General features: G+C 51.3%; 14 protein-coding genes and 1 pseudogene. 13 read left to right on the top strand and 2 right to left on the bottom strand.

Annotated features, from left to right (window positions below; all coding sequences use genetic code 11):
* The first annotated feature begins 229 nt into the window (after nucleotides 1–229).
* The 13 genes from CTH_RS09720 (at nucleotide 230) to CTH_RS09655 (ending at nucleotide 21,750) form a co-directional block, all read left to right on the top strand.
* Nucleotides 230–3,310 carry an anti-phage-associated DUF499 domain-containing protein gene (locus CTH_RS09720; RefSeq protein ID WP_207656813.1) on the top strand — a complete coding sequence of 1,027 codons (3,081 nt, stop codon included), beginning with the start codon at nucleotides 230–232 and terminating at the stop codon, nucleotides 3,308–3,310.
* Entirely contained in the window at nucleotides 3,307–3,894 is a 588-nt protein-coding gene (locus CTH_RS09715; protein WP_107753720.1) for an anti-phage-associated DUF3780 domain-containing protein, read from the top strand. Before CTH_RS09720 ends, CTH_RS09715 begins: the two co-directional genes overlap by 4 nt.
* 2 nt (nucleotides 3,895–3,896) lie before the next feature.
* Nucleotides 3,897–6,899 (top strand): anti-phage-associated DUF1156 domain-containing protein, encoded by a 3,003-nt coding sequence (locus CTH_RS09710; protein WP_107753718.1) that lies wholly within the window; start codon nucleotides 3,897–3,899, stop codon nucleotides 6,897–6,899.
* A gap of 10 nt (nucleotides 6,900–6,909) precedes the next feature.
* Nucleotides 6,910–9,612 carry a phospholipase D-like domain-containing anti-phage protein gene (locus CTH_RS09705; RefSeq protein ID WP_107753716.1) on the top strand — a complete coding sequence of 901 codons (2,703 nt, stop codon included), beginning with the start codon at nucleotides 6,910–6,912 and terminating at the stop codon, nucleotides 9,610–9,612.
* A 155-nt stretch (nucleotides 9,613–9,767) separates the two neighbouring features.
* Complete coding sequence (gene avs2 / locus CTH_RS09700) at nucleotides 9,768–14,402, top strand: AVAST type 2 anti-phage system protein Avs2 (RefSeq protein WP_175577335.1); 4,635 nt, start codon at nucleotides 9,768–9,770, stop codon at nucleotides 14,400–14,402.
* A 3-nt stretch (nucleotides 14,403–14,405) separates the two neighbouring features.
* The gene (locus CTH_RS09695) at nucleotides 14,406–14,678 is read left to right on the top strand and encodes a hypothetical protein (RefSeq protein ID WP_107753714.1); all 273 of its coding nucleotides are present in this window, start codon (nucleotides 14,406–14,408) and stop codon (nucleotides 14,676–14,678) included.
* A 389-nt stretch (nucleotides 14,679–15,067) separates the two neighbouring features.
* Nucleotides 15,068–16,042, top strand: coding sequence for a PIN domain-containing protein (locus tag CTH_RS09685; RefSeq protein WP_107753710.1), 975 nt, complete (start codon nucleotides 15,068–15,070; stop codon nucleotides 16,040–16,042).
* Between the two features lie 137 nt (nucleotides 16,043–16,179).
* Nucleotides 16,180–16,887 (top strand): hypothetical protein, encoded by a 708-nt coding sequence (locus CTH_RS14380; protein WP_318262670.1) that lies wholly within the window; start codon nucleotides 16,180–16,182, stop codon nucleotides 16,885–16,887.
* Between the two features lie 460 nt (nucleotides 16,888–17,347).
* Nucleotides 17,348–17,575: a hypothetical protein gene (locus CTH_RS09675; RefSeq protein WP_318262669.1), complete on the top strand. Its 228-nt coding sequence runs from the start codon at nucleotides 17,348–17,350 to the stop codon at nucleotides 17,573–17,575.
* A gap of 373 nt (nucleotides 17,576–17,948) precedes the next feature.
* Complete coding sequence (locus CTH_RS09670; protein ID WP_107753707.1) at nucleotides 17,949–18,593, top strand: SIMPL domain-containing protein; 645 nt, start codon at nucleotides 17,949–17,951, stop codon at nucleotides 18,591–18,593.
* 417 nt (nucleotides 18,594–19,010) lie between these two features.
* Nucleotides 19,011–19,382 carry a hypothetical protein gene (locus tag CTH_RS09665; RefSeq protein ID WP_107753705.1) on the top strand — a complete coding sequence of 124 codons (372 nt, stop codon included), beginning with the start codon at nucleotides 19,011–19,013 and terminating at the stop codon, nucleotides 19,380–19,382.
* 558 nt (nucleotides 19,383–19,940) lie between these two features.
* Complete coding sequence (locus tag CTH_RS14545; RefSeq protein ID WP_107753703.1) at nucleotides 19,941–20,108, top strand: transposase; 168 nt, start codon at nucleotides 19,941–19,943, stop codon at nucleotides 20,106–20,108.
* 244 nt (nucleotides 20,109–20,352) lie between these two features.
* Nucleotides 20,353–21,750, top strand: coding sequence for a hypothetical protein (locus CTH_RS09655; RefSeq protein ID WP_107753701.1), 1,398 nt, complete (start codon nucleotides 20,353–20,355; stop codon nucleotides 21,748–21,750).
* A gap of 95 nt (nucleotides 21,751–21,845) precedes the next feature.
* On the opposite strand, the pseudogene CTH_RS09650 reads toward CTH_RS09655, so the two are convergent.
* Together CTH_RS09650 and CTH_RS09645 are read right to left on the bottom strand one after the other, a co-directional pair.
* Nucleotides 21,846–22,133, bottom strand: a pseudogene (locus CTH_RS09650) (ATPase); the annotation flags it as partial.
* Nucleotides 22,130–22,354, bottom strand: a complete 225-nt coding sequence (locus CTH_RS09645) for a hypothetical protein (protein WP_107753697.1) — start codon at nucleotides 22,352–22,354, stop codon at nucleotides 22,130–22,132. The gene CTH_RS09645 and the pseudogene CTH_RS09650, both read right to left, overlap by 4 nt.
* Nucleotides 22,355–22,393 lie beyond the last annotated feature (39 nt).

The raw sequence follows: 22,393 nt of genomic DNA, 5'->3' as shown, positions 1-22,393 counted from the left end.
TACGCCATTCCTTTGCTAAAAACTTGATTGATGCCGGCTAACCTTTGCAGATAGTGGCCCAACTGGCGGGACATGAGTCGCTCGAAACTACCAGGCGCTACGTTACACCGAGTGAACATGACTTAAGAAAGGCTGTGGGCAGTATCAGTTGGGATAGATAACTCAAGTGGGTCGTTCTGATGTAATTGAGTCTCACTCCAAACAAACGAGAGAGGGAGAGAGGATTAAAATGTTGCAGACAGTCAAAGACGCCTGCACTCTTCAGGAAAATGCTCTCGAAATCCGTGTCAGTGATCAAATCGAAAATCTTGACGAGCTGGTCAAGGCTGAGGGAGACGGGCGGGCCTTCTTTGAGAGAACGCACATTACCCAGGGGATGCGAACTCTCATTGTCGAGGGGATTGCCCGTCTAGCCGGGAAATCAAACCAGGCTATTTTTCACCTTAAGCAGGCAATGGGTGGTGGCAAAACTCACCTCTTGATTGGGTTGGGACTGCTGGCAATGCACCCGGAGTTGCGCAAGGAAGTATGCTCCGATGTTCTTTATGCCGGTAGTTTTGGTGTCGCTAAAGTTGCGGCATTTAACGGGCGAAACACTCCCCAGGAGTTCTTCTGGGGGGAGATCGCTCAACAACTTGGCAAGGCTGAACTCTTCCGCGATTTCTGGGTCGCTGGCCCCAAGGCACCTGACGAAAAAGACTGGCTCAAACTCTTTGATGGTGGGGAACCCATTCTGATATTACTAGACGAAATGCCACCTTACTTCCATTACCTCGATACCCAGAAAGTCGGCAATGGTACCGTCGCTGACATTGCAACGCGGGCATTTGCCAATATGCTGACTGCCGCCGGAAAGAAAAGTAACGTTTGCGTAGTAGTATCCGATCTTGCGGCTTCCTACGATTCCGGTACACGACTCATCAGCAGGGCACTGGAGGATGCCCGTCAAGAGCTGGGGCGCCAGGAACGTAATATTACTCCTGTCGATCTGGCAGGAAATGAAGTATATGATATCCTTCGCAAACGATTATTCAAGAAACTCCCTGATCGGAGTACCATAGAAGAGATCGCCTCCCTTTATGGGCGCGTCTTGGAAGAAGCGACCAAGGCTAAAGTCGCCAATCGCGGCGCAGAGGCGATTGCCGACGAGATTGTTAACACTTATCCTTTCCATCCGCGTCTTAAGAACCTTGTAGCATTGTTTAAGGAAAATGAAAAGTTCAAACAGACGCGAGGGCTATTGGAGTTAGTTTCCAGACTCCTTAAGTCAGTTTGGGAGCGGAAGAGCAACGATGTATTCCTGATTGGTCCGCAGCACTTCGACCTGTCGATCCCCGAGGTGCGCGAAAAGCTGGCCGAAATATCCGAAATGCGGGATGTCATCGCCAAAGACCTTTGGGACGTAAACGCGGCGGCCCACGCTCAGCTCATCGACTTGAGTTCAGGCAGCGATGCAGCTGCTCAAGTAGGGGCTTTATTGTTAACCGCCAGTCTCTCAACAGCGGTCAATGCCGTAAAAGGGCTGACCAAGGAGGAGATGGTGGAGTGCCTGACCACGCCACTCCGCAGTCCCTCTGAGTTTCTTTCAGCCTTCGAGGCACTGGAAACATCCGCCTGGTATTTGCACCACACGCCGGAGGGCCGTTACTATTTTGATCGCCAGGAGAACCTAACCAAGCTGCTGCAGAGCCTTGCCAACGACGCACCAGAGCCCAAAGTGGAGGAATTAATCCGTTTTCGGCTTAACGAAATGTTCAAGCCGATAAGGAAGACTGTCTACGATGAGGTACTGCCGTTGCCCAAGCTCGACGAGGTAGCGGACAAAGTGCGTAAAGCCCGCGTCTTGCTAATAGTAAGCCCGGACTCCAAGCTTCCGCCTGAAGAAGTGCGGCGTTTCTTTGAAAGCCTCATGCAGAAGAACAATATTTGCGTGTTGACTGGCGATAAGACACATATGGGCAGTGTTGAAAAGGCAGCCCGGCAAGTTTTTGCAGCAAAGCAAGCGGATAGTCGCATTCCCCCAGGTCACCCGCAGCGCGAAGAATTGGAACGCAAGCAGCAGCAGTATGAGCAGGACTTCACTGCCACTATTCTCGGCCTTTTTGATAAAGTGTTCTTTCCCATTCAGCGACCCGGTAAGCCGCCCCAACTGGTCAACAAGCCCCTCGATATGACGCGGGATGCCACCAAACCGTTTAATGGCGAGGAGCAGATCGAGAAGACCCTGACTAAAGACCCGTTGAAATTATATCTTGATGTCGAAGCAAATTTCGACGCCATCCGTGACAAAGCCGAAACTCTTCTCTGGCCGGAAAACCAGGACGAGGCACGTTGGAGCGACATTCTCGACCGGATGGCCGAGCAAGCCGGCATGCCTTGGCTCCCGCCTAAGGGCCTCGAGCAGCTTAAGGGCCTGGCTTGCAACCGCGGGCTCTGGGAGGATTTGGGGAACGGGTACATTACCAAGAAGCCCCAGAAAAAGAAAACGTCCGTCCAGGTTATTCCCGAAACAGAGCCAGATGACGAGGGATTCGTCCGCCTAAGGGTGAACCCCCAGAATGCCGGGCCTGCACCCCGGATTCACTACGCTGAAGACGCGGAAGTTTCTACGCAAAGTCCTGTGCTCTCGGATCAATTCCTTAAAACGAATGCCCTTCGCGTCAGGTTCCTCGTCGTCGACCCGTCCAATCAGTATGAAACTGGAGAACCAGTAATCTGGGAAAATAAGCTGGTAATTCGCAACCGGCTTTTTGAGGAGGGCGGTAAACGGAAGGTCGAGTTGCTGGTGGCCCCGAAGGGCAAACTGCGCTATACTCTTGATGGCAGCGAACCAAGGGAAGGCACTACCTACACGGGACCTTTCGAAATTGGTGACGGTGATACGCTGGTGCGCGCTTTCGCGGAATGTGATGGTCTAGAGGCCAAGTCTGAATTCCGTTTTCCTGCCAGGGGACAGAAAGGTGTCCTGGTCGACGATGTGAAGCCGGCGCAGATCGTAAATCTCAAGAAACTGGATTCTCGTAATAAAACCTTCAGCGGTCTAAAGGAAGCGAAAGAGAAGGGCATATGCTTTGAGAACGTGACGCTTACGGTCGGCCAGGGTGCCCGGGCCGTGCAGGTAATGGTGGGCGAGATCAAAGTAACGGCAGACTATATCGAGTCCATTTTAACGACAGTGCTCAACCAATTTGATTCCGCGACCCCGGTGACTATGAGCTTCCGTAAGGCCCACTTCGCCTCCGGTCACGACCTGAAGCGCTTTGCTGAAGCCCTGGGTATTGAAATACAACAAGGTGAGGTTATACAATGAACGGCAAGCTCAAGACCATTGATTTTGGTGCGCCAGAGGAGTTCGGCGCCCATGTTTTCCGGGTAGAAATTCCAGCCTCGAAAACAGGAGAAGTTCGCATTATCGAGGACTACGGCTATAAAGGCGGCGAAAATGGCCTTCCTTACGAAGAGGAGCGGGTGGTTTTACCTCGCCCCATCTGGTCGGCTATTGCAGAGACCGCCCGCAAAGACTTCAATGCCCGCTTGAAAGCTCAAAAGGTCACTACCGGTCGCTGGAAAACCGGCAAAAACCTACTCGACCGGTTACTGGGAAAGGAGCTGTGTGTGCTCGCCTGGGCTGCAGAAAGGGCCAAGCCTGACGAACTGCCAGTCATCTGCAGCAAGTGGGCAGCACTGCGCCCTGAGGAGCGCTGGTGGCTCTTCTCGATGACGGCAGCGGAAGCAGGACTCGCTGCGGACAGGGAGCGCGGCTGGCGCAAGGCTCTCTACTTTGCCCTTTCGGATGGAAACACGGAACAGCAAGCTAAACACCGGAAGCGACGGCATTACGACGAGGATGCGATTCAAATGACGCTTTTCCCGTTTGAAAGGAAGACATTATAAGCATGAAAACTATAGTCCCTTACTCCCTCAAAGATGCTCCCGCGTTAATAGAAAAAATTTTACCGGTACAGAAGCTCTCAATTGAGTCGTACAAAGAACAGATGGCAGTGCATGGTAAGACACTCACAGCTCTAGGAAGCTATTGGAAAGGACGAAAGCCCCTCATCCTCAATAAAGCATGTGTTTTGGGTTGCCTGCTTCCGGCGACAGAGAACCTCAAGCGCGACCTGGAGATCTTTGAGAAATTGATGGCAATGGATGAGGAGTCTTTCGTTGTCCGCCTTGGACGTATCAAGCCGGCCCAGATCGTCCAGCGTGTAACATTGCCTGATATATACTGCTACTTCGATGTGGAGCCTGCTGGCGTTTTGCCTGAGAGCGCCCCGTTCGAATTGGAGGAATACCGTCTGGAAAACGGCAAGCTGCCGAAGATTACCTGGCGCGACGATGTGCCTGAGGCCGAGCGCCGCCGTCTTGAGGCGCTTGCTTTACCCCGGTGTAGCTACCGTGAACTGGTTCAGCAGGCAGAGCGTCCTGAAAACTGCCCGGATGTTCACGATCATATCTGGGAAGACGTGAACGCCCATCTGGGCACGGATGCCCGTTCCTTCCCGGAGCTGGTCGAGCAGCTAGGCATTATGCGCTTTGGGCACCGCCCACGGGTGGCCGACACCTTCTGCGGGTCGGGCCAGATCCCCTTCGAGGCGGCGCGGCTGGGCTGCAACGTCTATGCCTCAGACCTCAATCCTATCGCCTGCATGCTCACCTGGGGTGCCTTCCATATCGTGGGAGGCTCCACCGAGGGACGGGAAGCCCTTGCTAAAGCTCAGAAGGAACTGGTCGAGAAGGTGCAGGCCGAGATTGACCGGCTGGGCGTGGAGACGGACGGGCAGGGCTGGCGGGCCAAAGTTTTTCTTTACTGCGTCGAAGTGAGATGCCCGCAGACCGGCTGGAAGGTTCCGCTGCTCCCTACCCGTGTTATAAGTAAAGGCTACAAGGTAATCGCTGAGCTGGTTCCCGATCCGGCAAATAAGCGTTACGATATTATAATCCGTTCGGGCGTGACAGAGAAGGAATTGGCCGAGGCCGAGAAAGGTACGGTGCGTACTGACGGGCGTGGCCAGGATCCGTATATGGTCCACACGGTCGATGGGATCGAATACCATACCAAGATCTCCACCTTGCGTGGTGATTACCGGAAGGATGACGGCTCTACTGGCAACAAGCTGCGTCTCTGGGAGAAGGACGATTTTAAGCCGAGACCGGATGATATTTTTCAGGAGAGGCTCTACGCGATCCAGTGGATGCGTCCCAAGAAAAAAGGCAAAGGCTACGAATATGAGTTTCGTTCTGTCATGGAAGCCGACTTAGAGCGTGAACGTATTGTCGAAGAGTACATCGCCAAAAATCTTGCCGAGTGGCAGGATAAAGGCTGGATTCCCGATATGCGGATCGAGCCGGGTTACAACACAAGGCAACCGATTTGGGAGCGCGGCTGGACCTATTGGCACCACCTGTTCAATCCGAGGCAGTTGCTGGTGGCGGGGTTGATAAACAAATATACAGGAGCGCACGTGAAATTTGGGATGACACAGGTGATGAACTGCAACTCACGTTTGAGTCGTTGGGACAATAGCGGAGGCGGTGGTGGCATAGTAAAAGGTGTTTTCGACAACCAAGCACTAAATACACTTTTTAACTACGGTTGCCGTGGTATCGGATACGCGTCTAGTTTCCTGAATCAGGACTATAAGAGCTTTCCGTTCTTTAAAGATTTGGCAACTCAAGTCGGATGCCATCCAGCAGACCAACTTTCCACAGATAATGATATATACATTACTGATCCACCCTATGGCGACGCGGTAAAGTATGAGGAGATCCTTGAGTTCTTTATCGCCTGGCTGCGGAAGAACCCGCCCGAGGAATTCGCCAACTGGGTCTGGGATAGCCGGCGATCCCTGGCTATTAAAGGCGAGGGTGAGGAGTTCCGGCGGGGTATGGTCGCCGCCTACAAGCGGATGGCCGAGAAGATGCCGGACAACGGCATCCAAATTATCATGTTCACGCACCAATCTGGTGCCATCTGGGCAGATATGGCTAATATCGTCTGGGCCGCCGGCCTGCAGGTGACGGCCGCCTGGTATGTGGTTACCGAGACCGACAGCGCTCTGCGGGACGGAAGTTACGTCAAAGGCACAGTACTCCTCGTGCTCCGCAAACGGAAGGGCAACTACAGGGCCACCCGCGACGACCTGGCATGGGAAATCCAGGAAGAGGTCGAAGAGCAGGTGAAAACACTGATCGGTCTCAACCAAGAAGCCAAGGACCTCTACCGGGACGAAAATCTCTTCGAGGATGCCGATCTACAGATGGCGGGATACGCGGCGGCCCTGAGGGTACTGACTCGCTATGCTATCATCGACGGCAAGGACATGACGGTCGAGGCGATCCGGCCGCGGGCCGAAGGGCAAAAGACCTTCGTAGATGAGCTGATCGAGTTTGCGGTGGACGTGGCTAACCAGTGCCTTGTGCCCCAGGGCATCGAGAAAACCCATTGGGATAAGCTCAAGCCCGCCGAACGTTTCTATCTCAAGATGATCGATCTCGAGGCCAAAGGGCTGAAGACCCTCGATAACTACCAGAATTTCGCGAAGGCCTTTAAGGTCAAGGATTATAGGCCCTTCATGGCGAGCGTGCGGGCCAACTCCGCCCGGCTGAAGGGCGCCATGGAATTCGGGCGTTCCGAGATGTCTGGTGAATCAGAGTTTGCCAGTACCGTACTGCGCGGCGTGCTTTACGCCATTATGGAGATCGTGGAAGACAAGGATGGTGACGAGGTGCTCGCCCACCTCGCCTTCAACGTGCCGAACTACTACGACCAGACTCAGAGGGAATTGATAGTAGAGCTGTCTACTTACCTTACCAAGAAGCTCGAAGTCATTCGGCCAGAAGAGGCCAGAGCTGCCCGCGTACTCCGGGAACTGGTAAGAAACCAGCGGTTATGAGGTGAAAATGATGAGTGGCATCAACCGGTTCTCTTCTCGCCGGCAGCGGTTGGATCATGCCTTCCTGGCCGAGAAGCTGCGCCGGGCGAAGTCCTACAAGCGCATCGCCGGCTACTTCCGCAGTTCGATCTTCGAACTCATTGGGGAGGAGATCGCCCATATCCCGGATGTCCGCATTGTTTGCAACAGCGAGCTGGATGTTGCCGATATAGCTGTCTCCAAGGCCGCCCGTGAAATGGCTCTTAAGGAACGATGGAACCAGGTGCCTGTCGAGGTGGAATCACTGCTCCATCGCGACCGCTACCGCAAGCTGTACGAACTGCTGTCCCGGGGTAACCTCAAGGTGCGCGTTGTACCCAAGGATAAGGTGTTCATTCATGGTAAGGCCGGCGTGATCGAAACCGATGAGGGCAAGACATGCTTTCTCGGGTCGGTCAACGAGAGCAAGAGCGCATTCTCCCAGAACTACGAAATCCTCTGGGAAGACCCGTCACCGGAGGGTGTGGCATGGGTTGAAGAGGAGTTTGAAGCCCTTTGGCAGGAAGCTTACCCGCTACCAGATGCCATCATCGAAGAAATCAAGCGGGTCGCCGAGCGGGTAGAAGTGCGCTTTGAGCAGGTCGATGCCAAAGAACTGCCTGCTGCTACCTTCGCCGAATCGCCCATTTACCGGCATGGTGAGCAGCTTCAGCCCTGGCAGCGGGCCTTCGTGGCGATGTTCCTCGAACACCGGGAAACCTACGGCCAAGCCAGGTTGTTGTTGGCCGACGAAGTCGGTTTGGGAAAAACGTTATCGCTGGCGGCCAGCGCCATGCTGTCTGCCCTGTTGGACGACGGTCCAGTACTCATCCTTTGCCCCTCCACCCTAACCCTGCAATGGCAGGTAGAACTCAAAGACCGGCTGGGTGTTCCTAGTGCGGTTTGGCTCTCATCGCGCAAAATGTGGGTCGATCCTGATGGGCATCTCATTAAAACACGAGGTCCTGAAGACATTATACGCTGTCCGTATCAAATAGCCATTGTATCAACGGGTTTGATTTTTCACGACTCTACAGAACGGTCGGCCCTGTTAGAGCGACGCTATGGGACGGTTGTGCTAGATGAGGCCCACAGGGCGAGACGGCGGGGCGGGCTTGGTGAGAAAAAAGACCAGCCGAATAACTTATTGGATTTTATGCTGCGGATCGGTCCTCGAACCAAGAACCTGTTGCTGGGAACCGCCACGCCTATCCAGACTGAGGTTTACGAACTATGGGACTTGATGAGGATCCTCAATTCTGGCGTAGAGTTTGTTCTTGGGCGTGAAAATGTCAGCTACTGGGCTGATTGGGAGCGAGCATTGCCCTTTGTAAAAGGCGAAAAGGCTCCTGCCGACGAAAAGGAGGCATGGGAGCTGTTACGCAATCCCCTGCCGCCCGGCAAAGAAGACCCGCACTTCGCTGCGCTGCGTTTGCAGCTTGGTATCGAGGATCGAAGCTTCTTTTGCAATCGGCCCTTCACCGATCTTGACTACTTCGCGCAGGAAAATATCCGGCAAACGCTCGATACAGAGTTCTTTAAGGCAAACAACCCTATTGTTCGCCATACCGTCCTGCGCCGCCGCGAGACCCTGGAGGAGCAAGGGTTGTTGGAGAAAATCGGAGTCCAGATTCACCCCGACCCGCAAATGGGACCATCTGCTTACCCCGGGCAGAGCTTCGTCGGTCTTGGCTTAATGACAAATCACCCATTCGATCTGGCGTATCAAGCGGCGGAGGAGTTTACCGAGGTACTTAGTCAACGGACAAAAGCAGCGGGCTTCCTGAAGTCGCTACTTTTGCAGCGCATTTGTTCGAGCTTTGCTTCAGGCAAAGCCACCGCTGAAAAAATGCTCAAGCGGGAAATTCTCGAAGAAGAGGACGATGCGGATCGTTTGCAAGAGGTGCTAAGCAATCTCACTCCACAGGAAGCCTCGTATCTGGAAACCATCATAACAGAACTCTCGCGCCCGGAGGCGAGAGATCCAAAGCTATCTGCCGTGAAGTACTTCTTGACCGAACATAGAGTGGAAGGCAAGACCTGGCTGGAGCATGGTTGCATTATTTTTAGTCAATATTACGATACCGTTTTCTGGATCGCTGCAGAATTAGCGAAGGCGCTGGCTGGAGAGGTTGTTGCCATCTATGCTGGGCTGGGCAAGAGCGGCCTTTTCCGATATAACGAGTTTAGTTCCGTGCAGCGGGAAGAGATAAAAGCGGCGGTGAAGAAGAGGGAGATTCGCCTTGTGGTTGCCACTGATGCCGCTTGCGAGGGGTTAAACCTGCAAACCCTGGGAACGCTGATCAACGTCGATTTACCCTGGAATCCTTCCCGCCTTGAACAGCGGCTGGGCCGCATCAAGCGGATCGGTCAACTCAGAAAGACGGTTGATATGCTCAACCTTGTCTACCATGGCACTCAAGATGAGAAAATATACCAGACACTTTCGCGCCGTTTCAAGGATAAATTCGACATCTTCGGAGGATTACCGGATACAATCGAGGATGATTGGATTGAGGATGTTATGCGACTCGAAGAAATGATGGATAAGTATATCCATCTACGGCAACAGACAAAGAACGTGTTTGAGATGCGCTATCAATCGACCATCGAGCCTGATCAGCATCGCTGGGAACTATGCAGCCGTGTGCTGGCACGGAAGGACATTGTGGAACGACTATCGAAACCGTGGTGACGAAAGCTAGTTTGTGTATGTTCTGCTACTACCTGCTTCACCCGGCGGCTGCGCCTGATACCCTTGGACCGCACAAGGGGGCAGAGATATCAGCGCGTGTTTAAATCTACTGGGTTGTCATAATTGGTAACTGCAAAGCTTAGGGTGATAGGCCAATGAATGACATCAACTGGTGGGCAATCCGCCCGCTCAACGGTTTGCAACACGAAGGGTTCGAGGAACTCTGTGCCCAGCTTGCCAGATCGGAGATACCTGATAACGCACGTTTCGTACGCAACGCCCCTCCGGATGCCGGGGTCGAATGCTACGCCACCTTCCCGGACGGTAGTGAGTGGGGCTGGCAAGCAAAGTATTTTAATACCATGGATAGTTCACAATGGGCTCAACTCGATGACTCGGTCAAGACTGCCCTCAAGAAGCATCCTCGACTCGTCCGTTACTATGTGTGCATGCCTCTCGATCTTCCAGATGCCAGACGCCCTGACCAAAAATCAGCGCGGCAAAAGTGGGAAGAACATGTGGTAAAGTGGAAGCGGTGGGCAGCCGAAAGGGGCATGTCCGTGGACTTTGTTTGGTGGGGGAGCCATGAACTGCTCACCCGCTTGACATGTCCCGAGCATTCAGGGCGGGTGCGTTACTTCTTTGATGTCAAACGATTTGACAGGCCATGGTTTGAAGCTCGTTTAGACGAGGCATTAAAAACAGCGGGGCCCCGCTACACACCAGAAATTCATGTCGATTTACCGATTGCATTCGAGTTCGATGCCTTTGGACGCACTGAGCGTTTTTTTGATCATCTCAAGGCACGTGCACGGGGGCTCCGTAAGGAGCTTCGTTCTTTTAGATACATGAACTCCCCAGACGCGTCAGCCGCAGAAGAAGCGTCTGATATCATAGCTTCAGTTTCCCAAATCACAACGCTCACTGAGCAACTCCTCGTCAAGTTGGGCGAAATCGAGCCGGAGCCTGTGGGCAAATTGCCTCTCCGTGAGATTACCTCTCAGGCCGATCAGATCGTCAAAGTTGCTGAGGACTTCGAACAAATTTTGGTTAGGCATGAGCAAGTTTTCGATTCCCAGGAAGGCAATTCCGACAAGAGCAAAACGAGGTCGGCTTACCGAGAGAATCCGTTCCGGACCCTGCAATACCGGCTCTGGACTTTACAAAGAGAGCTGCGGGAGCTACGTGAATCTCTTAGGCATGCCGAGCATGTTGCGTCCAGCACTCTTTTGCTGCTTACCGGAGACGCAGGCACCGGCAAGACACACCTTCTTTGCGACATTGCGAAGAAACGCATCGAAGAAAGTCGACCTACTGTTCTCCTGATGGGGCAGCGTTTTGTTAACGATGAAGAGCCGTGGACCCAGGCGCTCCAACAGCTTGATCTACGGAACCTATCTGCAGAGGAGTTTGTTGGTGCTCTAGAGGCAGCAGCACAAGCGGCAGGTTGCCGAGCGCTCGTGATGATTGATGCCCTTAATGAAGCCGCAGGGCGGCGCATCTGGCCAACCCATCTGTCGGCATTTTTGGCTTACTTTGAGCGCTCGCCTTGGATCGGGGTAGTCCTAGCCGTGCGCTCCTCTTTCGAGGAGGTTATCATTCCCGAAGAAGTTCGCAACCGCGCGGTGCCCGTAAGACACCAAGGATTTGTAGAGCACGAGTACGATGCGGCGAAAATTTTCTTTACTTACTACGGTCTCGAACTGCCCTCCACGCCTCTTCTTAGCCCTGAATTTCGCAACCCACTCTTCCTCAAAACACTCTGTCGGGGTCTCCAGGCAAGAGGCGAACGACGTCTTCCGCGGGGATTTCGTGGCATTACGGCCACGTTTAAGCTATTTCTCGACGCAATTAACAGTCAACTGGCGCGTGAGCTTGGCTTCCACCCCAAACGTCCACTTGTGCGCCAAGCCCTCAATAAATTTGCAGAAGCGCTTGTAAAGACAGGAGAGCACTGGCTCCCGTTAACACAAGCTGAGGAATTGGTGAACGCGTTTCTGCCAGGACGCAGTTTTGAGCGTTCACTCTACCGTGGGTTAGTTGCTGAGGGAGTCCTGGTTGAGGATGTCCTAACGCACAAGGATGTAGGGCAGGAAGAAATTGTCTTTATTGCCTACGAGCGTCTCGCAGATCATTTGATCGCCAAATTTTTGCTCGACAAGCATTTGGACGTACAAGCCCCTGAGGCCGCCTTTGCACAACATGCTCCGTTAGGATTCTTGTACGACTCAAAGCATTACGTCTCCCCTGGGTTACTTGAGGCGCTTTGCGTCCAAATTGCCGAACGCACGGGGCAAGAACTCTTAGAGCTTGCTCCGGTACTCAAGGATCGGTGGAATATCGGTGAGGCTTTTCGACAGAGCCTTATCTGGCGTGATCCTAAAGCATTTTCCGATACTACGGGCAAAATCTTGAACGACCTAATTAGGACAGAACACGATCTACACGAAACCCTCGACGTTCTCCTTACCGTTGCCATTCTGGCAGAGCACCCTTTCAACGCCAATTTTCTCGATCAGCAGCTGCGCCGGGACTCGATGCCAGACCGAGACGAATGGTGGAGTATCTACCTACATTACAGCTGGGGATCTCAGGGAGCAGTGGACCGGCTTGTTGACTGGGCATCAACTGTCACCTCTAATGACACTCTTGACGATGAAGTGATTGACCTGTGTGCGACTACGCTGGCCTGGATGCTGACGACTTCAAACCGCTTTCTCCGCGACCGGGCAACAAAGGCGCTCGTGAGTCTTTTGACCGGTCGTCTGGATGCAGTAATCAGGCTCGTTGAACGGTTTGCAGACGTCGATGACCCCTATGTAGCTGAACGGGTCTATGCTGTCGCGTACGGGACGGCGATGAAGAGTCACGACCCGGAACAAGTCGGCGCTCTAGCGGTGTGCGTGTACAACCGGGTGTTCGCGAACGGTGCCCCGCCGCCCCACGTCCTCCTTCGTGACTATGCACGTGGAGTAGTCGAACGCGCGCTTAACCTGGGAGCAAAGATTGATGTCGAAGTTGGGCGTATTCGTCCGCCGTATAGAAGCATATGGCCAGCCATTCCTACGGAGGAGGAAATCAAGCCCCTCCTGCCGGATTGGTCTCGCGGATCACATGATAGTGGTGACCTCGAGTGGGCGCGTAACCGAATCGGCAGCTCGGTGATGGACGACGACTTCGCATGGTATGTTATCGGTACAAACACAGTTTCAACTAACTGGCTTTCTCTCAGGCTCGATGAGCCTGCCTGGCAACCTCCGGACGAGCGTTTGGCTGTACTTATCGCTGAGTTTTCCGAAGAGGAGAAGAAAGCTTGGAAGGCGTTTGACTCCGTAGACAAGGTGCTTGAAGAGGCCATGCTGTGGTCAACTTTAAAAACATTCACGGAACGATTCGGTAGTGAGGAATGCGAGGCAAGCCTCCCCCCACAGATTCAGACGCTCCAGCATAAACGAGAGACTGCGTTCGATAATTTAAAGGCAGCACTTACTAAAGAACATGTCCAACGACTTATAGAGATTCTCGAAGCAAAGGAACGCGCGACTGATCCGCCACGCTTCGATTTACGCCTGATCCAGCGATATGTCCTTTGGCGCGTGTTTGATCTCGGTTGGACCACAGAACGCTTTGGTTACTTTGATCGGTTCGTTATCGGCTACCGAGGCCGTGAAGCCCGTAAGGCAGAACGGATTGGGAAAAAGTACCAGTGGATTGCTTATCACGAGATCATGGCATTTGTGGCTGATCACTTTCAGTACCGCGAACAGTACCACGAAAATGGAGGCGACAAAACCTACGAAGGCCCATGGCAGGAACATTTGCGTGATATCGATCCGTCGTGCACGCTCCGATCGACTCCTGGCGGGACATCCTGGGTCGGGCATTCGCCAGCCTGGTGGGGACCAGTCACATACGACAACTGGGACACTCCTGAAAATCCTCTCGAATGGGTCAAATTCTACGACGACCTTCCGCCGGTACAGGAACTTTTGATTGTTGAGAGCCCGGAAGACGGCTCACGGTGGGTGAACTTGCAGGGGTACTTCAGTTGGCAACAGAAACCTCCTGCAGATCGCGAACCTACCGACATTGAACGGAGGGAACTCTGGTATATATGCACTGGCTATCTTATCCGGAGAGAAGACGTTGAGGCCTTCATGGAGTGGGCTGAGGACGTAGACTTCTGGGGGCGCTGGATGCCGGAGCCACCTGAGGTCTATCGGATGTTTCTTGGGGAGTACGGGTGGTCGCCAGCGTTCCGCTATTTTCAGCAACCATACTATGGCGACGAAGGGTGGACTCAGCCGCGTGAGGATTGTCCTGTGAAGGTAAAGGTAGCGTCATTCGAGTATCTACGGGAAATCGGCGACTTCGACTGCTCGGTTGACGAGAGCTATACGCTTCGACTTCCAGCTATCGACCTGGTGGCTGGTCTCGGACTGCGGTGGACAGGGAAGGGCGCTGACTTCGTTGACGCATCGGGGCGGCTAACAGCTTTCGACCCAACAGCGCACGAGGACGGTCCGAGCGCCCTCCTGATGCGACTTGACAGGCTGACGGAGTTTCTTGCACGCGAGAAGCTTGCACTATGCTGGACAATACTGGGCGAGAAGCGCGTACTTGGCGCCGGATTCACTCCTTCTTACCATGCCTCCATGCGAATATCGGGTGCTTACAAACTGGGCTCAGGAGGCCCTGAGGGATTTCTCAAGTGCCTGCTTGAGGGCAAAACAGAGGGAGATAATAGTTCATCGTTGTTTCCGATAATGACACTTCGAACGACTGGCTGAAGAGTGGCATATCCGGAAGCTAATCAAGCTCAGGAACTGGTGGCTGGTGTAACCCAGAAACTGTTGGCAGAATTGCTGTCCCTCGGAATACCGAACAAGAAAGTGCCTTATGAACAGCGGCGCTACATCGTCACGGACGTCTGCGGTGTCAGCCCGACGGTCAATACTTTTTGGTCCCAGCCCGGCTCCTACAGGGTCCTGAACTGCCGTGCGTTAGAACCCTACCAGTCCCAGGAAGTACGAATTGGCAACCTTATAGTAAAGCACTGGCCGTAGACCACCCCATTCCGGGGGCCGGGGCCTTCGGCATCAAAACCTCCGAAGGATGGATTATCTATACCGGCGACCTGCGCCTCCACGGCGGTCGCGCCGCCTATACGAAGGCGTTTATGGAGGATGTGGCCAGGCTGGAACCGCTGGCCTTAATCTGCGAAGGAACTCACCCTGACACCAAAACCCCCGTCGGCGAGGAAGAAGTTTACGCCTATGCCCCCGAAGCTGTCCGCAAGGCCCTCGCGCTGGTGGTGGCTGACTTCGGCCCCAGGAACATAGCCGATCCATCTCGCCAGCATTGCTTTTGGTAGTTCTGTAGATGGGATCCGCTCAGCAAACGACCCTTTGAAAAATGGCTGATTTGTCCGTGAAACAATCGAGGTGGCGGTAAGATGATAGAAGAAAGAGAAAAACCCAGGAGTAATGTTGCTGAACGTACAAGAGAGAGGGTTTTTCTGGATTCAAGCGTTTTGTTAACCGCTGTTTGTCATGAGCATTCTGATTCAGCCATACTATTGCGGCGATGCAAAGAAGGTAAGATGTTGGGCGTCGTTTCACAAAGAGTTCTTTGCGAATGCAACCGGAAACTAGAACATCATCCAGGACTCCAAAGGAAATTCGATGAGTTAGCGCGCCATCTAGAAGTGGTCGAAGTTTCAGACAAGGATATAGAAAAGTATACTACAATAGCCGACCCGAATGATCGTCACGTTTTAGCTGGAGCTGAAGCCGGTTGTGCAGATTACTTGGTAACTTTGGATTGGAAGCATTTCCTATCCTCGTCGGCAAAAAAACGGTTAGCGGGCTATCGCAGTCCGCGGGTCTTCCCAGGGATATTGACCAGCCCCTTTCGCGAAGAACAACTTCCGAGAATTGCAATTAGTATAACTGTAGGAACATTCGCTATAGGAGTGGATCCACAATGGACCAGCAAGACTATCCAGCATGCTGGCTGCCCCTTCGTCGTTCTCGATTTCCCCGGGGTATTCAGTATTTGGTATGAACCAGCACGCTTCCAGTTGAAGATGCGTATAGAGGTATACGAGAGTCCTATAGTGCTTACGTTTCGTCGATACATAGATGACAGCGATGCCTTCCTATGCATTGTAACCTGGGACATAGTCCAGGGATTTACTTTTATGCTGGATGGAAAATTACAGACGATCCGACGACGCTGGCAGAAAGTGCCTGCAGAAAGCAGGCTTTGGATAGGCTCAGACCGAAATGGAGCCAATCAAATAAACGGCGTTGTTATTTTTCACGGCTGGCCACGGGCTTTGACCGAAAAAGAGATGAGGCGTGTGTTTGAAGGTGGTTATGTGATATTACCCGAAAAACCGGCGAGTTTGACTAATTCTATAGTTTGAGTCCAAATTTAGTCCTTTAGTCTGGGTTACTGCAAAATATGGATACAGGTCCCCTCCGCACTCGGGTAGAAAATTGCAGTTAAGATTGTGGACGTGCTGTCGGAGGAGTATTTTGAGGTCTTGGAGGTGGGAGCAAGATGATGCCACTGGAACAGGTGTTAGAACTGGTTGGCGACCTTGATGACGCTCCAGGCGAGAAAACGCCAAGAGAACGCTTCCGCCGTTTCTTGTCCCAAAATTTGACCAGCGTTGGCGCTGTACGCGATTACGTGGAAGAGTGCCTGCGTAGTTCCGGGGAGCAATACAACCGGGCCTTACAAGACCTGGTGAACCACTTGGGCCGCCTGCTGGGCTTTGACGTAACCTTTGGCAGATATAAGGGCGTCCAGGCGGAAATCGGGTTTGACGGCGTGTGGAAGTCCCCTTCCGGCCTTTATATCGTCGTAGAAGTGAAAACAACCGATGTTTATGCCATAAAAACGGCTACTCTCCTCGGTTACATAGACCGGCTTATATCCGAACAAAAGATACCCGACTGGGACCACGCTTTGGGCCTTTATGTAGTAGGGCGCAGTGATGCTGAACTGAAGCAACTGGAAAACTCCATCATTGCTGAGAAGCGCACCCACCAGTTACGGGTTATTACCGTTGATAAACTGCTTACCCTGGCTGAACTCTTAGCCGATTACGAAATGGAACACGAGGCTGTTTTAACTGTTCTCCGGCCAACGGGGCCTATAGTGGATTCCCTGATTGAACTGATGGCCGGCCTGGTAGCGAAAGAAATCCGCACTGCCGGCGAAGGCATACAACAGCCGCAGGAAGAAACTCCTAATGAACCTTAATCGGAGCCCGAAGGTGTTGACGTTCAGTATTACCTCGCTCTCCGGTAGCGTCCGATGACACTCAAACCGCAGAAGAACGTATAAAAAAACTCCTTGGCGCAGGAATTTACGCCGTCAGCGAAAAATCCCTGGGGCGGAAAGTTAAGCCGGGCGACTGGATTTGTTTTTATGCCACCGCGACGGGCGTGGTAGCCCACGCCAGGGTAAAATTACCCCCCATGCAAAAACATCACCCGTTGGTAAAGCATCCCGAGAAGTATTCTTACGTCTTCGAGGTGGATTCCGTCAGCATCTATACCGAAAATCCCGTTGTTTTAAGCGCCGAGCTAAGGGCGAAACTGGATGCTTTCCAAGGGCGTGACCCTTCAAAACGCTGGGCCTGGTTTGTGCAAGGCACAGGACGTGTCACTAAACACGATTTTATGCTGCTTACCCGGCAAGCGAAGGTTGAGGTGGTATGATGAGCGCAATTTCTTTTCTTGACCAACTGTGGCAGGCTTTTGAGCAATGCCGGGGCTACTCCAGTGCTGAATTTGTTGGGAAACGCTTGCGGCAGGAAGAGAACGAGCGATTTTACGAGAGGGACTTTTTTAAAAAGGTATCCTCCGAGACCCAGAACATCTTGCGCCACATCCGGGAGGTTGGCTTTTTGCGCCCACCGCAGGTGGACGCTTTTGAGTTTTACTAGAGTATTACGATGAGCAGGAAGGACGCTGGAGACGTTATTACCCAGACTTTATACTTAAACTCAAAAATAATGGTTGGGCAGTGGTTGAGGTAAAAAGGCAGAACAAACCGCGCACTCCAATGTGGTAGCTAAAGAGCAAGCCGCCCGCGAACTCTTTGAAAAACTGAATTCCATCCACTACATTATCAAACGGGATGATGAGATACACCGGGGTATGTTGCAAGATATTATTGCTGTGGGCAGCAGTAACGGGTGATAGTCTCACCCGTCGTTGAAGCTTATTATATAGTCCATTGGATATATATGGTAAAGAACCCCTGGTGTTCCCAGGGGTGACTGCTGAAAGTACTTCGCATGCTGGGGAGGTGTGCTTATGCTTAGGAAAATAGTTGTATCCGGTTACGGAGAAGCTTCTGCCAAGCCCAATATTGCTGAAGTCGGGCTCAATATCACCTTTATCCAACCGGAAGCCAATCAAGCTCAGGAACTGGTGGCTGGTGTAACCCAGAAACTGTTGGGAGAATTGCTGTCCCTCGGAATACCGAACAAAGACATCGAGACTAGAAATTACTCATTATTCCCTCATTATCAGTGGGAAAAAAACTCGCGTGTTTTCAAAGGTTACCAGGCTTCCAATGCTCTTCTGGTTAAGACCAGCGACCTGTCCCTGGTTACGCGAATTATTGATGCGGCCGTTAAAGCCGGAGTAAAAAACATTGACTACTTTAATTTTACATACGAGGACAAATCGGCTTTGGAACAAGAAGCACTAACGAATGCAGCCCAAAACGCGGTAGAAAGAGCCAAGGCTATTGCTGCAGGACTTGGAGTAAAGGTAGGCCCAGTTATTCGCGTTTCTGGTAATTGCCGTTCGGATGATAGCAGGTACTATATTCTACGTGAAAGCTCCCCTTATCAAGCTGAAAGGCCAGAAAACGTTATTCCTCCAGATAAAATCAAGGTTACTGCCGAGGTAGAAGCTGTGCTAGAACTGGTGGATGACAACCCAGACAAATGACATTTACATAAAGAACCAGTATATCAAAAACATGGTGACTATCCTGTCAAAAGAGTGGTCACAACCTCGGTGGGTCTGGAGTAGTAGTTGGACCTAAGAAGGTTTACAAAACTTACCTCGTCCTGGATAGAAACGGGTAGCACTAGTGGGAATAGATGCAGTTGCGAGATGAAAATGGCAAACTCCTAAAAGTCGAAGGGCAACCTGTTGATGAGAAAGGTAACCCGATTGACCTTAAACCGGGCAAGTGACGCATTAAAACAAAATGAGTTCACGCCGCTCGTAAAATTAAGTCCAGCGGCGTGAGCGATGCAGCGGCGCGAAGAAAATCTCGCGCCGCCCAAAAAGAGCGGCGTGACAAGAAACAGATGTTTTTGGCATAGTGAGACCGCCAAGCGAGCGCAGGAGTTGATATGAATGATTAGCGATAAGGTGTTATATCTCGTAAAAGACAGTTCATTTGGATTACGGCCTCCCTTAATGCTGGCCATTGGGGTTGAAGTTCATGATGACTGGGTTGGCTTTCACGACACCAACCGCGGGCACCAATTCTTTGGGAAACTTGTGAAGGAGACTAAGGACGGTTTTATCTGGCATAGCGTGGAAGACACTTTTGAGGAAGGGCTCAAAGACTTCGGGCTCATAGAGTTTAAGGCTCTTACACTTGAAGAATATAACAAAAAAGTGCGCTCTCATTTGGTAGGGCCTATTCCTGAATTTAGTTCCACTGAAGAACTCTATGAGTTCTATCAGCGGGAATTCGGGCGTAGGGGTTATCATTATGGTTAACATAGCAACTCCGTTTCTAGAAACGTTCTAGAAAAAGATAGATAAATCTAGAAACCATCTTGATACTAATCTCGCGCCGCCGGGCGGCGTTAAAAAGGTTGCAAAAAGGCCCTTTATTGGCATAAAATAAAAGCAGCAAGCGTTTTTACGGGTTTATCCTACGGAGCGAGCAGCCTATGGCGGAGGCTGCTCGCTCAACTTTTTTAGGCAAATAGTACCGGGCATGCCGGCAAATTCTCGCGCCGCTTCTGGTGGTCGGGCGGTGTGAGAGAAACAGGCCCATCGCTCATGCCGTTATCCCGCAGAGCAGGAGAGCCCGTGTTGATATGTGGGGATGGTGTTTGGCGAAGAAACTATTTGCTGATATGCTGGGATGCTTCCTTACTGCCTCGCGAGATATTGCCTTGCTGGGATAATTCTTTGCTGTTATGTAAGGATGGTGCCTTACCTGCAAGTTGGTAATATGGCTTACCACCATGTTGACATATTATTTAGCCCCCTAAGCAATTTGGAAAATCTCCGTGTAGAAGCTATAATCGCCTTAGGGGGGTAGGGTCAATGAGACAGTACACCGAGGAATTCAAAGAGCAAATCTTGGCTGAATGCCGGGAGGTCGGCAACGTAGCCCTGGTCGCCAGGCGTCACCAAATCTCCGAGAACACTATCTATACGTGGATTAAAAAGAAGCGCAAGAACGGCTCTCTAAAACCTCTCCCTAAAAGCTGAGAAACAACGCCTAGAAGAACTCGAAAAAAGGCTTAAAGCAGTCAGCACCGAAAATGACCGGCTAAAAAGGCTCTTGGCAGAAAAGGAGCTAGAGCTAGCTATTCTTAGAGATCTGAGGGTTAGAGTAATCACTCGCTAGCCGACAAAGTCGCTATAGCAGAAAAGTGGGGACCAGACTGTATATACCCCCTAGTTGTTCAATTGTTTAAAAATAAGTCTTATTCTTATCCAAGGAGGCAAAACAATGAGATTTTATAAGTTGATATTTCTCAGTCTGCCTTTGGTAGGTTTGCTACTTGCCTTTAGCTTTCTGAACCTAACTACGCTTAAAGAAGAGAAGCTGCCACCCATTCAATTGGCTATCATGGGTGCTCCTGTTCCAAATATGACCTTCGAGATGGGAGTTGTCCCCTCGGGTCTGCCTAAGCAATTAATGGTTTATAAAGCCGAATCAAAATGGACGACCCAAGAGGAGGTCAAAAAGTTGGCCTCAAAGTTCGGCTTAGTAGGTCCCGTTAAAACTACAAAGGAAGGCAATTTCGGCGTGGAGGACAACAATAAGCGGTTGCTGGTTGTATACCCCAAAAGTGGAACATTTGCATTCGGCAAGTATAACAAGCTATTTATTGATAATGGCAATAATCCAGATTTACCGACTAAAGATGAGGGAGTTGAAATCGCTATTAATTATCTGAAACAGCTAGGCATTTACTCCCAAGACTTGTATCTTGAATCGGTCACTTATGAAAAGGTAGCTAGAATAGGGAAGGATGGTATTCCTGGTCCCGAGGTTCCGAAAACTATGATGGTGAACTTTACCCGAAAAATTAACGACATGGATATACTTGGGGTAAACCGGCTGTCTGTATTTATTGGAGATAAGGGTGAGGTTCTCGGAATCCATAATTCATTAAGGCATTGGAAACCGTACCGCGTATTCCCCCTCAAGTCCATACAACAAGCTTTTGAAGAACTTCAGGCTGGGAAAGCTTCAATCTCAATTGAAGGTGACGCTTCTAAGGGAATTGTAAGGGAGGTTTACTTGGCATACTACCAATATGGCCTACCTGCTGAACAAAAATATCTGCAACCCATTTATGTTTTTGAAGGAGTAGCTAGTTCGGACGGCATACAGAAACCTTTTGTTGCTCACGTCCCAGCTATTCCCGACTCCTACATTGAACTTCCTCAAATTCCATCCAACCAACAACTTCAAGCAGCCACGGTTAATCTCTCAGATAAATTAGGTTTACAAAACACTACGAAAGTCACAATTGAAAGCATTGAAACAAACTCTACTTACGTTCTTGATAACAGCAGTCACAAAGAGTTTGTGCAACAGATAGTAGAAAATCTACAGCAGGTTATTGTTTCGCCTAATCAAGAAGGGATGACTACTCCTTCGCATTTTATTAATTTTGAATGGGAAGGAAAAAAGGTGAGCATAGGAGTGCAGAGAGGTGAAGGCAGCATATATGTTGTTGGTGAAAATACCTATTACCTTTCTCCTTCCTTGAAAAAGACAATAGAGATTATAGAGACAAGAGGAATTGGAAAGCTATTTGGGCGGCGTGAGAAAAGGCCGCCGGACCGTCGCGCCTACGCAGCGACCGTCCGGCGGGGGAAAAGCGACATCTTTTAGCCGACGGCTGAAAGATCCGGTAATGAGAATGCGCCGTAAACCTTATTTAAAAACCACTACTTCGAAGGCTTGTCCGCTGTTTCTTGGGTAAACACGACCCTGTGGGGAGCGGTGCCATCGAGGAGAGCGATGCGCAGGGCGGGAATGACTACGCCATCCAGGGAATTATTATCGGAAGAACAACAGTGAAATTCCACTTCATACCCCTGTTCTAACATGGTTTCACCGATACGGCGCATGAAGGTGGACTTATCGACCCCGGGGCCACCCTTGATAACGAAAATGCGGGTAGCATCGGGTTCAATCATGTGATGATAGAGAGAATAGAAGCCCTGACAAGTGTTCCCACCCGGGAAAAGACGCCGTAGAATTCCTTTGTTCACTCTCGAACCTCCTTGGAGTATTTTAGGCTTTGGCCTATTAGATATATATGATTTTCCTGGGCAAATGTGCAGGGTTTGTTAATTTTTTCTTTCACCTTAAAAGTTTCCTCAAACTGCTTTTTACCAGCTTCATATCTATGTCTATACACTCCAGGACCACCCCATGAAAGGGTTATTGCTGCTACCTTATCTCCAGCTTGTAATTTTGGGGGTTTAATCATATTTTTCTACCCTCCATATCATTAGCGGGCGAGTTATTT

The sequence above is a fragment of the Carboxydocella thermautotrophica genome (assembly GCA_003054495.1).
GTDB lineage: Bacteria > Bacillota.
The sequence above is the reverse complement of the archived record's forward strand: the minus strand, read 5'-3'. Positions and strand labels throughout refer to the sequence as shown.

Coding starts and splice junctions, on each gene's coding strand:
- CTH_RS09720 (WP_207656813.1), top strand. CDS start 230: ATGTTGCAGACAGTCAAAGACGCCTGCACTCTTCAGGAAAATGCTCTC.
- CTH_RS14545 (WP_107753703.1), top strand. CDS start 19,941: ATGAGACAGTACACCGAGGAATTCAAAGAGCAAATCTTGGCTGAATGC.
- CTH_RS09645 (WP_107753697.1), bottom strand. CDS start 22,354: ATGATTAAACCCCCAAAATTACAAGCTGGAGATAAGGTAGCAGCAATA.
- CTH_RS09655 (WP_107753701.1), top strand. CDS start 20,353: ATGAGATTTTATAAGTTGATATTTCTCAGTCTGCCTTTGGTAGGTTTG.
- CTH_RS09685 (WP_107753710.1), top strand. CDS start 15,068: ATGATAGAAGAAAGAGAAAAACCCAGGAGTAATGTTGCTGAACGTACA.
- CTH_RS09715 (WP_107753720.1), top strand. CDS start 3,307: ATGAACGGCAAGCTCAAGACCATTGATTTTGGTGCGCCAGAGGAGTTC.
- CTH_RS09670 (WP_107753707.1), top strand. CDS start 17,949: ATGCTTAGGAAAATAGTTGTATCCGGTTACGGAGAAGCTTCTGCCAAG.
- CTH_RS14380 (WP_318262670.1), top strand. CDS start 16,180: ATGATGCCACTGGAACAGGTGTTAGAACTGGTTGGCGACCTTGATGAC.
- CTH_RS09705 (WP_107753716.1), top strand. CDS start 6,910: ATGAGTGGCATCAACCGGTTCTCTTCTCGCCGGCAGCGGTTGGATCAT.
- CTH_RS09675 (WP_318262669.1), top strand. CDS start 17,348: ATGAGCGCAATTTCTTTTCTTGACCAACTGTGGCAGGCTTTTGAGCAA.
- CTH_RS09665 (WP_107753705.1), top strand. CDS start 19,011: ATGATTAGCGATAAGGTGTTATATCTCGTAAAAGACAGTTCATTTGGA.
- CTH_RS09710 (WP_107753718.1), top strand. CDS start 3,897: ATGAAAACTATAGTCCCTTACTCCCTCAAAGATGCTCCCGCGTTAATA.
- avs2 (WP_175577335.1), top strand. CDS start 9,768: ATGAATGACATCAACTGGTGGGCAATCCGCCCGCTCAACGGTTTGCAA.